At 71.9% G+C, this 13,937-nt stretch carries 12 protein-coding genes; 11 read left to right on the top strand and 1 reads right to left on the bottom strand.

Annotation, left to right across the window (positions count from 1 at the left end):
* The 3 genes from Q8S40_RS00800 to Q8S40_RS00790 all read left to right on the top strand — a co-directional run.
* Nucleotides 1-1,003 (top strand): NAD(P)-binding domain-containing protein (locus Q8S40_RS00800; RefSeq protein WP_305668908.1); only part of this gene is annotated, 1,003 nt, incomplete at its 5' end.
* Entirely contained in the window at nucleotides 996-1,844 is an 849-nt protein-coding gene (locus Q8S40_RS00795) for an alpha/beta fold hydrolase (protein ID WP_305668907.1), read from the top strand. The genes Q8S40_RS00800 and Q8S40_RS00795, both read left to right, overlap by 8 nt.
* 294 nt (nucleotides 1,845-2,138) lie before the next feature.
* Nucleotides 2,139-2,939 (top strand): GntR family transcriptional regulator, encoded by an 801-nt coding sequence (locus Q8S40_RS00790; protein WP_304814227.1) that lies wholly within the window; start codon nucleotides 2,139-2,141, stop codon nucleotides 2,937-2,939.
* Here the strand turns inward: Q8S40_RS00790 and Q8S40_RS00785 are convergent.
* Nucleotides 2,930-3,844, bottom strand: a complete 915-nt coding sequence (locus tag Q8S40_RS00785; protein ID WP_305668906.1) for a polysaccharide deacetylase family protein — start codon at nucleotides 3,842-3,844, stop codon at nucleotides 2,930-2,932. The two genes, Q8S40_RS00790 and Q8S40_RS00785, sit on opposite strands and share 10 nt — an antisense overlap.
* Nucleotides 3,845-3,950: 106 nt before the next feature.
* Here Q8S40_RS00785 and hrpB point away from each other — a divergent pair, with 106 nt between their 5' ends.
* The 8 genes from hrpB to Q8S40_RS00745 all read left to right on the top strand — a co-directional run bounded on the left by hrpB (nucleotide 3,951) and on the right by Q8S40_RS00745 (nucleotide 13,848).
* On the top strand, nucleotides 3,951-6,410 hold the full coding sequence (gene hrpB / locus Q8S40_RS00780; protein WP_305668909.1) for an ATP-dependent helicase HrpB: 2,460 nt from the start codon (nucleotides 3,951-3,953) through the stop codon (nucleotides 6,408-6,410).
* Nucleotides 6,411-6,487: 77 nt separating this feature from the next.
* Nucleotides 6,488-7,588 carry a trypsin-like peptidase domain-containing protein gene (locus tag Q8S40_RS00775; RefSeq protein WP_304814225.1) on the top strand — a complete coding sequence of 367 codons (1,101 nt, stop codon included), beginning with the start codon at nucleotides 6,488-6,490 and terminating at the stop codon, nucleotides 7,586-7,588.
* A 130-nt stretch (nucleotides 7,589-7,718) separates the two neighbouring features.
* Nucleotides 7,719-8,399, top strand: a complete 681-nt coding sequence (locus Q8S40_RS00770; RefSeq protein WP_305668905.1) for a response regulator transcription factor — start codon at nucleotides 7,719-7,721, stop codon at nucleotides 8,397-8,399.
* A 16-nt stretch (nucleotides 8,400-8,415) separates the two neighbouring features.
* On the top strand, nucleotides 8,416-9,846 hold the full coding sequence (locus Q8S40_RS00765) for an ATP-binding protein (RefSeq protein ID WP_304814223.1): 1,431 nt from the start codon (nucleotides 8,416-8,418) through the stop codon (nucleotides 9,844-9,846).
* On the top strand, nucleotides 9,843-10,982 hold the full coding sequence (locus tag Q8S40_RS00760; RefSeq protein ID WP_305668904.1) for a YbfB/YjiJ family MFS transporter: 1,140 nt from the start codon (nucleotides 9,843-9,845) through the stop codon (nucleotides 10,980-10,982). Before Q8S40_RS00765 ends, Q8S40_RS00760 begins: the two co-directional genes overlap by 4 nt.
* Before the next feature lie 212 nt (nucleotides 10,983-11,194).
* Nucleotides 11,195-12,403 (top strand): CaiB/BaiF CoA-transferase family protein, encoded by a 1,209-nt coding sequence (locus tag Q8S40_RS00755; RefSeq protein WP_305668903.1) that lies wholly within the window; start codon nucleotides 11,195-11,197, stop codon nucleotides 12,401-12,403.
* A complete protein-coding gene (locus tag Q8S40_RS00750) occupies nucleotides 12,396-13,310 on the top strand; it encodes a hydroxymethylglutaryl-CoA lyase (RefSeq protein WP_304814220.1) in 915 nt (304 codons plus the stop codon). Before Q8S40_RS00755 ends, Q8S40_RS00750 begins: the two co-directional genes overlap by 8 nt.
* Before the next feature lie 40 nt (nucleotides 13,311-13,350).
* Nucleotides 13,351-13,848: a CHAP domain-containing protein gene (locus Q8S40_RS00745; protein WP_305668902.1), complete on the top strand. Its 498-nt coding sequence runs from the start codon at nucleotides 13,351-13,353 to the stop codon at nucleotides 13,846-13,848.
* Nucleotides 13,849-13,937: the final 89 nt, after the last annotated feature.

The raw sequence follows: 13,937 nt of genomic DNA, 5'->3' as shown, positions 1-13,937 counted from the left end.
GCTGCCGGTCACCAACGGCGTCACCGCCACGCGCATCCGCCGTGGCCGGGACGGGCTGGTGGCGGTGGAGACGGAGGGTGCCGGCGTGGTGCTGGCGCGCCGCCTGGTGCTGGCCACCGGGCGCGACGGGCTGGGCGGGCCGCGCCTGCCGGATTGGGTGCCGGCCAATCCCGGCCCGCGCATCCGCCACAGCCGCGATGCGGTGGATTTCACGGCGCTGGCCGGGCAGCGCGTCGCGGTGGTGGGCGCCAGCGCCTCGGCCGTGGACAATGCCGCGACGGCGCTGGAGCATGGCGCGGCGGAGGTGCATCTGCTGGTGCGCCGCGCCGCGCTGCCGGTGCTGAACCGCTTCAAATCCATGGTGCATGCCGGCTTCACCCACGGCCTGCCGGGCCTCGATGATGCCGCGCGGCTGGAGGTGCTGAAGGCGGCCTTCGAAGGCGCCGTGGCGCCGCCGCGCGAATCGCTGCAGCGCCTGGCCCGCCATCCTGGCTTCCGCCTGCGCCTGGAAACCCCCGTACTGTCCGTGGCGGAGGATGCCGATGGCGTCACGCTGCGCCTGCCGCAGGAACGGATGCGCGTGGCCATGCTGATCCTCGGCACCGGCTTCGCCATCGATTTGTCGTTGCGGCCGGAGCTGGCGGAGCTGGCGCCCCGGGTGAAGCTGTGGTCGGACGTGCTGCAACCGCCGGGTGGGCTCGGCGAATTCGCGCTGTATCCCTATCTCGGCCCGGGCTTCGAATTCCAGCAGCGCGATGGCGGCGCGCTGCCCTGGATCGAGCGGGTGCACGCCTTCGCCATCGGCGCCATCGCCAGCCTCGGCCTGATCAGCGGCGACATCCCCGGCGTCGGCGACGGCGCGCGGCGGCTGGCGGAGGCGATCGCGCGATCGCTGTTCGTCGAGGATGCCGCGCATCACCTGGCGGCGGTGCGCGACTATGCGGACCCGGAATTGCTGGGCGACGAGATTCCCTCGGCGGCATTGGTGCCCGCGCATGTCTGACTGGCTGGGCGGCGCCACCACACGCTGTGTCACCGGGGCGGGCGGCGTGAAGCTGGCGGTGGTGGAGGGCGGCCGCGCGGATGGCCCGCCGATCCTGTTCATCCACGGCTTCTCCCAGGCCGCGCTGTGCTGGACGCGGCAGTTCACCGGCGCGCTGGCGCGGGATTTCCGCCTGGTCGCCTTCGACCTGCGCGGCCATGGCCATTCCGAAAAGCCTGCGGAGGCCGAGGCCTATCGCAGCGCCGATCTCTGGGCGGATGACGTGGCGGCGGTGATCGCCGCGCTGGAGTTGCATCGGCCGGTGCTGGTCGGCTGGTCCTTCGGCGGACGCATCCTGGGCGCGGTGGCGCGGCGGCATGGCGTGGCGGAATTGGGCGGGCTGGTTTTCGTCGGTGCCATCAGCAAGGGCGGCGTGCCGGACGCCGCGCGCTTCCGCGGCAGCACCGGCCCGATCCAGGCGGAAATGGCCTCCGCCGACATGGCGGTGGCGGCGGATGCCACGCTGCGCTTCATCCAGGCCTGCACCGCCGCCCCGCTGCCGGCCGATCTGCAACGCTTGCTGGACTTCACCAACGGCATGACGCCGCCCGCGGTGCGCGGTGCGATGATGGGCTGGCAGGTGGACCATGACGATCTGCTGCCGAAGCTCGATGTGCCGGCGCTGGTGATCCATGGCGGTCAGGACCAGGTGCTGCTGCCGGCGGCGGGCCGGCACATCGCGCAGCTTCTGCCGGGCGCGCAACTGCGCCTGTATGAGCAAAGCGGCCACGCACCGTTTCTTGAGGAACCGGCGCGCTTCGATGCCGATCTCGCCGCCTTCATCCGCGCACGTTGTGTCTGAGACGCCGCCGCAGCCGCCACAAACCGCACGCATGGGTCGGATCACCGAATCGAATGACGCCTTGATGCAGCGTGATTTTTGAGAATGGATATCTTTTAGTAATCCGCGCTGCGCGCCACGAAGCCAATCATGAATCTATTATGCTGACATTTGATGTGTGGCCCCCGAATTCCACGAAGCATCTTCCCCCGGCGCATGGCCGCGCCTATTGTTATTCAGGCGACGCCGCAGGAGCCCATCCCAGTGACCCCTTCCACCCGCCGGGCCATGGGCAAAGCGCCGAACCTTCCTGCCATGCCGACGCCTGCCGGAACCCGCGGCACCACGCGCGCCTTCGCGCTGGGCCGGATCGCGCCGCTGAATCCGGCCAGTGCCGTGCCGCTCTACAGGCAACTCGCCGAACGCTTCGTCACGCTTCTCGCGCAGGGGCAGGATGCGCTGGTCGGGCAATCCCTGCCCACCGAATCGGAGTGCATGGCGCATTTCCGGATCAGCCGGCCCACCGTGCGCCAGGCGATGGCGCAGCTCGCCAGCCTTGGCCTGATCACGCGCGGGCGGGGGCGCGGCACCTTCGTCGCGCCGCGGCGGCTGGACCATAATCTCAGCCTCGCCTTCGAGCATCAGTCGCGCAACGCCCGCAAGCGCACCTCCTTCGCCTTGCTGGATCGCCACACCCTGCTGGCGTCACCCGAGATCCGCCAGGCGCTGTCGCTGCCGGAGGGCGCGGAGGTGGAGGTGGTGGAACGCCTGCGCCTGCTGGATGGGGAGGTCTTCGCCCATGAACTGCGCTACCTGCCCGCCGGCTTCGCGCGCCGGATCACCACGCGGATGCTGGAGCGCCATCCGGTCCATGCCCTGCTGCGCGCCGCGATCGGCGAGACGCCGGACCGCATGCGCCTGATCGTCCGCAGCGTGCCGGCCGATGCGCGGATCGCCCGGCTGCTGAATGTGAAGCGCGGAACGCCTTTGCTGGAAAGCGAACATGTCTATCGCCTGGTCTCCGGCGTGCCGGCGCTATGCGGCTTCGTGCGCTACCACGGCGATCGCTTCCAATTCATCGCCGAGGCCGAAATACTGTCCAAAAATCAGCTCTGATCCGCCAGCATCTCGGACCCCGGCACCACGCCGCGCGGCAGCCCGGCGACATGCGCCGCAAGTTCCCCCGGCCGGCACAGCCAGATGCGGTCGCGGTGGTTCAGGATGTGGCGCAGCGCGGCGCGCAGCGGGCGCAGGCGGAAGGGCTGGCCGACGACGAAGGTGTGCAGCACGATGCTGCAGACCAGCGGGCGCCGTGTCGATTGTTCCAGCATCTCGTCGAACTGGTCGACGATCATGTCGGCGAATTCGCGGCCCGTATGCTGGCGGAACACCATCGCCGGGCTGTCGTTCAGCTCGATCGAATAGGGCACGGACAGGATCGGCCCGGCGCGCGTCGCCATCCAGAACGGTTGGTCATCCGCCGGCAGGTCCATCATGTAGGTGAAGCCTTCCTCCCGCAGCAGGTCGAGCGTCGCACTGCTCTGCGCCAGATACGGCCCGAGCCAGCCCTTCGGTGCGGTGCCGGCGTGGCGTGTGATGGCATCACGGGTTTCGATGATCAGGCGGCGTTCATCCTCCTCCCACAGAATGTCCTGACGTTCGGCATTGCTGCGGCCATGGCCGATGAATTCGTCGCCGCGCTTGCGCAGCGCCGCCGTGATCTCCGGCATATAGTCCAGCGCCGCGCTGTTGACGTTGTGGGCGCTGGGGATCTCCAGCTCGTCCAGCATCTCCAGCATGTTCCACAGGCCGACGCGGTTGCCGTAGTCGCGCCAGGCGTAGTTGCGGAAGGATTGCGGCGCGTTGGGCTGCGCGCTGTCGCTGCCCAGGCCCGCGCGGTAGGCGAAGTGCTCGATGTTGTTGCAGACCACCACGGCCAGGCTGGCGCCATTCGGCCAGTGATAGGTCGGGCGGCTGGGGATGGCGCTGGGGGCGTAGCGGCTGTGGCTGGGCAGCTTCATCGGGTGCGGTCCTTGGCCGGGGTTCGGCCGACGCTAGGTGGCGCGGACGGCCCCGGCAATCGGTGCATGTGACATCCGGTGCAGGCCGGCGTAGGCAGCGCCGATGATGCTGCCCGAACTGCCCGTCACCGAAGCCCTGCCGCGCCTGACGGCGGCGCTGCGCGCAGGCTCCAACGCCGTGCTGGTCGCGCCACCCGGCGCCGGCAAGACCACGCTGGCGCCGCTCGCGCTGATGCAGGAACCCTGGGCAGTTGGCAAAATCCTGGTGCTGGAGCCGCGCCGCGTCGCCGCCCGCGCCGCCGCCCGCCGCATGGCGGATCTGATCGGGGAGGGCCAGCCCGGCGGCACTATCGGCCTCGCGACGCGGCTCGATCGCATGGTCTCGGACCGCACCCGGGTGGAGGTGGTGACGGAAGGATTGCTGGTGCGCCGGCTGCAATCCGACCCGGGCCTCGATGGCGTCGCCGCCGTGCTGTTCGACGAGGCGCATGAGCGCAACCTGGACACCGACCTGGCGCTCGCTTTCTGCCTCGACATGCAGCGCGCGCTGCGGCCCGAGCTGCGGCTGCTGGCGATGTCCGCCACGCTGGACGTGTCCCAGTTTGTCGGGCTGCTGGGCGATTGCCCGCTGATCGAAAGCCTCGGCCGCGCCTGGCCGGTGCAGGTGGAACACCGGCTGCGCGACCTGAAGGAGGCGCGGGACCTGCCGGAGGCCATGGCAGGCGCCATCCGCGATGCCCTGCGCGCCCATCCCGGCGATGTGCTGGCCTTCCTGCCCGGCTGGGGCGAGATCCGCCGCACCGCCGAACGGCTTTCGGGCATCGACGCCGAAATCCTGCCCTTGCACGGCGAGATGCCGCCGGCCGAGCAGGACCGGGCGCTGAACCCCTCCGACCGCCGCAAGGTCGTGCTGGCGACCTCCATCGCCGAGACCTCCCTCACCGTGCCCGGCGTGCGGATCGTGGTGGATGGCGGTTTCCGGCGCACGCCGCGGCTGGACCCGGCCTCGGGCCTCGCGCGGCTGGCCACCGTGCGGATCAGCCGGGCGGCGGCGGATCAGCGCGCCGGTCGCGCCGGGCGCACCGCGCCGGGGGTGGCGATCCGCCTGTGGTCGGAGGCGCTGCATCGTGGCCTGCCGCTGCAGGACCGGCCCGAAATCCTGGAGGCGGAGCTGTCCGGCCTGGCGCTCGATTGCGCCGCCTGGGGCGCCGCACCCGCCGACCTGCCCTTCCTCGACGCGCCACCGGCCGGCGCGCTGGCCGCGGCGCGGGCGTTGCTGGCGGATCTGGATGCGCTGGATGGCGCCGGGCGCATCACCGCCATGGGCCGCGGCATGGCGCGGATGGGCACGCATCCCAGGCTGGCGCGGATGCTGCTGGCGGCGGTGGATGAGGGGGAGAAGGCGCTGGCCGCCGACCTCGCCGCGCTGCTGGAGGAACGCGACCCGATCCGGGGGCGGGACCAGCCCTCCGACATCAATCTGCGCCTCGAATTGCTGCATGGCGGCGATCACCGGGATGCGGACCGCCCGACCATCCAGCGCATCCGCCGCGCCGGCGCGCTGCACCGGCGGCGGCTGAAGCTGCATGGCTCGGCGCTGCCGGGGGGTGCCGCCGGGCCGCTGCTGGCGGCGGGATTCCCGGACCGCATCGCGGCCAAGCGCGGCAGCATGGATGGCGCCTTCCGGCTGGCATCCGGGCAGGGCGCACGCCTTGGCGCGACCGATCCGCTGTCCCGCGCGCCGCTGCTGGCCGTGGCGGATCTGGAATTGCAGGGAACGGAGGCGCGCATCCGCATGGCAGCCCCCCTGGATCGCGCCGCATTGGAAGCCCGCTTCCCGGACCGGCTGCGCTGGGTGGAGGGTGCCGCCTTCGATGCCCGCGCCGGCGCCGTGCTGGCCCGCCGCCGCCTGATGTTCGGCCCGCTGGTGCTGGAGGATCACGCGCAGCCCAGCGCCGACCCCGCCGCCATCGCCACCGCTTTGGCCGCAGCCGTGGCGGAACGCGGGCTGCGCGACCTCGACTGGTCCAATGCCGCGAAGCAGCTGCGCGCTCGCATCGGCTGGATGCGCCAAGCGGAGGGCGAGGCCTGGCCCGACCTGACCGACCCCGCTTTGGCCGCGACCGCCGCCGATTGGCTGGCGCCGCATCTGCATGGCCGCACCAAGCTGGCGGAGGCGAAGGCGCTCGACATGGTGGCCGTGCTGCGCGGCATGCTGCCATGGGACCAGCAGCGGCGGCTCGATACCGCGCTGCCGGCGCGGCTCGATCTGCCTGCTGGCCGGTCGGCGGCCATCGACTACGACCGGGACGTGCCGACGCTGGAAGCCCGCGCGCAGCATCTGTTCGGGCTGGAACGGCTGCCGCCGCTGGCTGGCGGCCGGGTGCCGTTGCAGGTGGCGCTGCTGTCCCCGGCGCAGCGGCCGGTGGCGATCACCGGCGATCTCGCCGGCTTCTGGCGCGGCGCCTGGGCCGATGTGCGGCGCGACATGCGCGGCCGCTACCCGCGCCACCCCTGGCCGGAGGAACCCTGGGTGGCGGAAGCGCCGCCGCCGCGAAACCCTTGACCTGCCGCACGGCATGGCGCCCGCTTGGCGGCAAACCATATGCCGGTTTACCCGCGCCCCCTTGCCTCGGAGTCCGCATGTCCCACGCGCTTCCCCGCCGCGCCTTTGCCGGCCTTGCCCTGCTGCCGCTGTTCGGCTGCGCCGCGCCGCCCGCCCAGGCGCAGCGGGGTGCGCTGCTGGCCCTGCCCGATTTCGCCGATCTGGCGGAACGTGTGCTGCCGGCCGTGGTCAGCATCTCCGTCACCTCCGAGGCGCGGACGGAGGTTCCGGCGGAACTGCGCGGCACGCCCTTCGAGCGGTATTTCCGCGAAAGGCTGCGCGGCCGCGGCCAGCAGGTGATGGGGGCGGGGTCGGGCTTCGTCATCGATCCCTCCGGCCTGCTGGTCACCAACAACCACGTCATCGGCAATGCCAGCCGGGTGCAGGTGACCTTCCAGAATGGCCAGGAGTATCCGGCCCGCCTGGTCGGCATGGATGAGCTGACCGACCTGGCCCTGCTGCGGATCGAGGCGCGCGGCACGCTGCCGGCGCTCGGCTGGGGCAGCTCCGCCGCGCTGCGGGTGGGCAATTGGGTGCTGGCGGCGGGCAACCCCTTCGGCCTCGGCGGGTCCATCACCTCCGGCATCGTCTCGGCGCGGGGGCGGGAGATCGGGGCGGGGCCGTTCGACGACTTCATCCAGACGGATGCGCCGATCAATCCGGGCAATTCCGGCGGGCCGCTGTTCAACATGGCGGGCGAGGTCATCGGCATCAACACGGCCATCTATTCCCCCTCCGGCGCCTCGGCCGGCATCGGCTTCGCGGTGCCGTCGGACCTGGCGCGCGGCGTGATCGACCAGCTTCGCAGCAGCGGAAGGGTGGAGCGCGGCTGGCTCGGGGTTTCCGTGCAGGACGCCGATTCGGCGGAGCCGGGCGGGCTGCGCCGCGGCGCGGCGGCGGCGGGCGGCGTGCTGGTGGCGGGGGTGGAGCGCGGCAGCCCGGCGTCGCGGGCCGGGTTGCGGCAGGGTGACCAGGTGCTGGCCATCAACGGCACGGCGGTGGATACCAGCCGGGCGCTGGTGCGCGGCATCGCCGCGGTGCCGCCCGGGCAGACGGTGCGGCTTTCCATCCTGCGCAATGGGCGGCCGATGGAATTGCCGGTGCAGGTCGGGCGGCGGCCGGCGCAGCCCCAAGGGTGATACCGGGGTGACGCGGGGGTGATATAGGGGTGCCGCGGCCGGGCCATGCCTGATCCGCATCCGGCGGCAGGTGACGCGGTGCGGCATCCCGCCCTATCGTGACACTCTCGCGCATTGCATTGGAACACCCATGCGGATCCTGCTGGTGGAGGACGACGCCGAAGTCGCCCGTTTCGTGAAGAAGGGGCTTCAGGAGGCCGGGCATACGGTGGAGCACGCCGCCAATGGCCGGGACGGCCTGTTCCTGGCGGCCTCCGAGGGCTTCGACGTGCTGGTGCTGGACCGCATGCTACCCGGCGGTGTGGATGGCGTGCGGCTGGTGGAAACCCTGCGCGGCCAGGGCAATCGCTGCCCCGTGCTGTTCCTGTCCGCCCTGACGGCGGTGGATGAACGAGTAAAGGGCCTGAAAGCGGGCGGCGACGACTATCTCACAAAACCCTTCGCCTTCGCCGAGCTGCTGGCGCGGGTGGAGGCGCTGGGCCGCCGCCCCTCCGCCGAGGTGCCGACCACGCGGTTGAAGGTGGCCGATCTGGAGCTCGACCTGCTGTCTCGCACCGTGACCCGCGCCGGCCGGAAGATCGAGGTGCAGCCGCGCGAATTCCGCCTGCTGGAGCATCTGATGCGCCATGCCGGCCAGGTGGTGACCCGCACCATGCTGCTGGAGAAGGTGTGGGACTACCATTTCGACCCGCAGACCAACGTGATCGACGTGCATGTCAGCCGGCTGCGGCACAAGCTGGACAAGGGCTTCGACAGGCCGCTGATCCATACCGTGCGGAATGCCGGCTACATGATCCGGGCCCAGGCCTGACGCCGGATTGGCCGGCATGACACCCAATCTGGCGGAACTGCCGCTGATCGGCCTGTTGCGGAGCGCCTCGGGCCGCTTCGCGCTGCTGTTCACCGCGCTGTTCGCGGCCGCGGCCACGGCGGCCGCGGTGGTGCTGTGGTGGAATACCGCCGGCGCGCTGGACCGGCAGACCGATGCCGCGATCCGCGCCGATGCGGTGGCGCTGTTCGAGCGGCGGATGGATGCGGGCGTGCCCGCCCTCATCAGCGCGATCGCCGACCGCCAGGCGCTCGATGTGCAGAATGAGGTGCTGTACCTGCTGGTCGCGCCGGATCGTCGCATCCTGGCCGGCAATCTGGGGCATTGGCCCGAGGAGGCCGATGCCGATGCGCCCTGGATCCGCATGGCGCTGCAGCGCGAGGGCGGGGAGAGCGAGGCGCGGCTGCTGCGGGTGGATCTCGGCCAGGGCTATCGCCTGCTCGTCGGCCGCGATGTGGCGGAGAAGCTGCGGCTGCGCGCCCTGCTGAGCGAGGGCATCGCCTGGGCCGCCGCCTCCTCCGCGCTGATTGCCGTGCTCGGCGCCTGGCTGCTGCGCCGCGCGCTGGAGGACCGGCTGGCGCCGGTCTATGGCACGGCGGCGGCGATCAGCGGCGGCGACCTGTCCCGCCGCGTGCCGCTATCTGACCGCCAGGATGAATTCGACCGGCTGGGCATGACGATGAACGCCATGCTCGACCGCATCGCGCAGTTGATGGAGGGGGTGCGCGGGGTTTCCGACGCCATCGCGCATGACCTCCGCACGCCGATCGCCCGCGCCCGCGCCAAGCTGGAGGAAAGCCTGGGTGCCGCGGCGGATGAGGCGGCGCTGCGGGCGGCGGTGGAACAGGGCATCACCGACCTCGATGACATCGCCCGCGTCTTCAAGGCGGTGCTGCGCATCGCGGAGGTGGAGGCCGGCGCCCGGCGCGCCGCCTTCGCGCCCTTCGACCTGGTGCCGATGCTGGCCGATGTGGTGGAGTTGTATGGCGCCGCGGCGGAAGCCGGCGGGCAGAGCCTGGACGGCACGCTGCCCGATACGCTGACCATGGTGGGGGACCGCGACCTGCTGTTGCAGGCGGTGGCGAACCTTCTGGACAATGCGCTGAAATTCAACCCGGCGGGCGGCCGGGTGGCGCTGGATGCGCAGTCGCAGGGCGGGCTGGTGGAAATCAGCGTGGCCGATGACGGGCCAGGCCTGGCGGTGGCGGACCGCGCCCGGGTGGGGGAGCGTTTCTTCCGCACCGATGCGGCGCGCACCACCCCGGGCTCCGGCCTCGGCCTGTCGCTGGTCCGTGCCGTGGTGGCGCTGCATGGCGGGGAGGTGGAGCTGGCGGACAGCAATCCGGGCAGCACGCCGCCCGGCCTGCGCGTGACGCTGCGGCTGCCGGCGGGCACCCCGGCGCCTGCCCCGGCTGCGCCGGCGGCATGAGCTTCTGGCGGCCGGCCCTGGCCGCTTCGGCGACGGTCTTTGTCGGTATCGGCCTGGCCCGCTTCGCCTATGTGCCGCTGTTCCCGGCCATGGTCGGCGCGGGCTGGGTGGATGGCGGCGGGGCCGGGCTGCTGGGGGCGGCGAATCTGGCGGGCTATCTGGCCGGGGTGCTGGGCGGGCGCGGCCTGGCGGCGCGGCTTGGCGTGCCGCGGGCGCTGGATGCCGGCATGGCGCTGGCGCTGCTGGCCTTCGCCGCATGCGCGGTGCAGGGCGGGCTCGGGTGGTTCGTGCTGTGGCGCGGCCTGGCCGGGGCGGCGGGCGGGGTGTTGATGGCGCTCGCCGGGCCGGCCGCCCAGGCCAGCGTGGCGCCGGCCCGGCGCAGCATGGCCTCCGGCGTGGTGATGGCGGGCGCCGGCAGCGGCGTGGCGGCGGCGGGGCTGCTGGTGCCGATGCTGCTGTGGGGCGGGCTCGCCTTCGCCTGGGCGGGCCTGGCGGTGGCGGTCGGCCTGCTGTGGCTGGCGGCGCGGCCCTTCTGGCCCAACCCGCCGGCGCTGGCGGCGGCGGAGGTGGCGCAGGCGGTGCCGCGGGCGCTGCGGCTGCTGCTGGCCTATGGGCTTTCGGGGGCCGGGATGGTGGCGCCGATGGTCTATCTGGCGGATCTCGCCGTGCGCGGCCGCGGTCTGCCGATCGAGGCCGCGTCGCTGGTCTGGGTGTTGTTCGGCCTCGGCGCGGTGGCCGGCACGCTGCTGGGCGGGCGGGTGGCGGGGCGCATCGGCGGGCGGCGGGCGCTGCCGATCTGGCTCGGCGTGCAGGTGCTGGCGCTGGCGCTGGCGCTGGTTCCCTGGTGGCCGGCGCTGCTGCTGGCTGCGCCGCTGGGTGGCTTTGCCGGCATCGGCGCCACGGCGGTGACGCTGGCCGCGGCGCGGGAGGTGGCGGGGGTGCAGGCCGGGGTGATCTGGATCCGGGCGACGGCCTGCTACGCCGTGGCGCAGGCGGCGGTGGCCTTTGCCCTGGCCGCCCTGTTCGCGGCCACGGGTGACAGCCACGCGGCGGTGTTCGGTGTGGGCCTGCTGCTCTCCGCCGCCGCCCTGGCAGCTTCCCTCGCGCGCGGCAAAGAAATGGCGGGACCCCCCTGAAGGAGGCCCCGCCGAGTTTCGGATGCCGGCGAGATCGGGGGGAGGCAGCCGGCATCCCGAGGGAGAGACAGGGTGCGGAAGCTCGGCAACCCCGGGACCGTTATGAAGCCAGAATGGTTTCCCGATGGTTGCCGCCGGGATGAATCCCGTGGCCTTTTCGTGAAGCCGGTGCTGCCGTAAGCCATGCCCGCGACCTGATGAGGATGGCTGGCATGGATGGGGCGAATGGGATGCCGCGGGGCGGATTGCCGCTGGCAGGCCTCCGGGTGGTGGAACTCGGCCACTATATCGCGGGTCCGTTCGCCACGCGGCTGCTGGCCGATCTCGGCGCCGAGGTCATCAAGATCGAACCGCCGGAAGGCGACCCGATCCGCGGCTGGGGCAGCCGCTACAATGGCCATCCGGTGTGGTTCAGCATTCATGGCCGCAACAAGATGTCGGTCACGCTGGACCTGAAATCCGCAGAGGGGCGCGCCCGCATCCTGAAGCTGGTGGGCCGTGCCGATGCGCTGGTGGAGAATTTCCGGCCCGGCTACCTGGAACGCATCGGGCTGGGGCCGGAGGTGCTGCACCAGGCCAATCCGCGCCTCGTCATCGCCCGTGTCTCCGGCTACGGCCAGGACGGTCCGTACCGGGACAAGCCCGCCTTCGGCTCGATCGGGGAGGCGATGGGCGGGCTGCGCCACCTGACGGCGACGCCGGGCGTGACGGACCATCCGCCGCCGCGCTGCGGGGTTTCCATCAGCGACGACCTGGCGGGGATGTATGCGGCGCTGGCGGTGACGGCGGCCTGCTGGGGCATCAAGGGCAACCCGGAGGCGCGCGGCCGCATCATCGATGTGGACCTGGTGGGCGCGGTGTTCAGCCTGATGGAGGGGATGCTGCCGGAATACGGGCTGACGGGGGCCATCCGCCAGCCGGCCGGTTCCGCCATCCTGACCGCGGCGCCGACCAACACCTATCTCTGCGCCGATGGGAAGTGGCTTTGCATCGGTGGCAATTCGGACCCGATCTTCAAGCGGCTGTGCAATGTCATCGGCAACCCCGCAATGGGCGCCGACCCGCGCTTCCAGGACAATCGCGGCCGCTGCGCGCATATGGCGGAGATCGATGCCGAGATCGGCCGCTGGACCCGCACGCTGCCCGCGGCCGAGGCCGAGGCGGTGATGGAGGCCGCGGACATCCCCTGCTCGCGCCTGTACGACATTCGCGATTGCGCCGAGGACCCGCATTTCCGCGCCCGGCAGACGGTGATGGAGGTGGAGGACCCGCTGATGGGCACCACCCTGCTGCACCCCGCCGCCCCCTTCCGCTTCGATGGCGTGACGCCGCGGGAGATGGTGCGCTGGACGGCCCCTGCCGTGGGCGCGCACAACGACCATGTGTTCGGTGAGCTGCTTGGGGAGTCCCGCGATGATTGAGGCCGTGATCTCGGAAGTCGCGCCGCGCGACGGGCTGCAATCCATCGGCCCCTTCGTGCCGACGGAGACCAAGATCGAGCTGGTCCGCCGGCTGCATGCCGCCGGGCTGCGGCGGATGGAAATCGGGTCCTTCGTCAGCCCGAAGGCGGTGCCGCAGATGGCCGATACGGGGGCGGTGCTGGACGCGGCGCTGGCCCTGCCGGGGCTGGAATGCACGGTGCTGGCGCCGAACCGGCGGGGCTTCGAGATGGCGAAGGCGGCCGGCGCACATCGCGTCGGCGTCTTCATGTCCGTCACCGAAAGCCACAACAAGGCCAATGTGAACCGCAGCCGGATGGACAGTTTTCTCGATCTGTCGGGCATCGTGGCGGATGCCGTGGCGGCCGGGATGAAGGTGCGCTTCAACCTGTCCTGCGCCTTCCACTGCCCGTTCGAGGGCGTGGTGCCGGAGGAGGACGCGCTGGATTGGGTGGAGCGTGTGCAGGCGCTGGACCAGGGCATCGAGATCAGCATCTGCGACACCACCGGCAATGCCGCGCCGGACCAGGTGCGCCGGGTGCTCGGCCAGGCCATTCGCAGCTGGCCGGACGCCGATGGCCGGCCGCGCTTCGCCTTCCACGGGCATGACACCTACGGCCTGGGCGTGGCGAATTGCGCCGCGGCGTGGGAGGCCGGGTGCCGGGTCTTCGACAGCGCCGCCGGCGGCCTGGGCGGCTGCCCCTTCGCGCCGGGGGCGACGGGCAATGTGGCGACGGAGGATGTCGCCTGGCTGTTCCAGCGCATGGGCGTTTCCACCGGGGTGGATTGGCCGGCGCTGCTGGCGGCGGCGGATTACGCGGCGGCGATCCCGGGCGCGCTGCCGGGCGGGCGGATGCGGGCGGTGCCGGCGGCGCGGCTGGCGGCGTAACGTCTCGCCTTGGCGGGGCGCCTCTGCTAGTTTCAACGCCATGCGGGCCGTCCTTGCCATGCTGATGTTGCTGACGCTCGCGGCCTGTGGCGGCGGGCGCAGCGCCGCCGTGGCGCCGCTGCGGCCGCATCTGGGCGAGCCGATTTCCTGCGTGCCCTATGCCCGCGCGCGGTCCGGCATCGGGCTGTCCGGCGATGCCTGGCAATGGTGGGATGCGGCGGCCGGGCGCTATGACCGCGGCGCCGCACCGCGGGCAGGCAGCGTGCTGGTCATCGGCCGCACGCCGCGGATGCAGGCCGGCCATGTCGCCGTCGTTGCCCGCGTGCTCGGCAGCCGCGAGATCCTGGTGGACCATGCCAATTGGGCGACCGGCGCGGCACGCGGGCGGATCCTGACAGGCCAGCGCGTGGTCGATGTCTCCCCGCGCAACGACTGGTCGCGGGTGCGGGTCTGGTATCCGCCGATCAATGCCTTGGGCAACACCGTCTTCCCGGCACATGGCTTCATCCATGCCGGAAGCCGCTACGCCGGTCTCTGAGATAGGGCGGTCTCTGAGTTGGGCCGGTCTCTGAGGTACGCCGATCTCTGAGGTCTTTTCGCCCGCGCATGCAACGGGCATTCTGCGCC

Origin of the sequence: Falsiroseomonas sp., from assembly GCF_030695085.1 — a bacterium.
Lineage (GTDB): Bacteria > Pseudomonadota > Alphaproteobacteria > Acetobacterales > Acetobacteraceae > Falsiroseomonas.
This window is presented reverse-complemented; position numbering and strand designations above follow the sequence as displayed.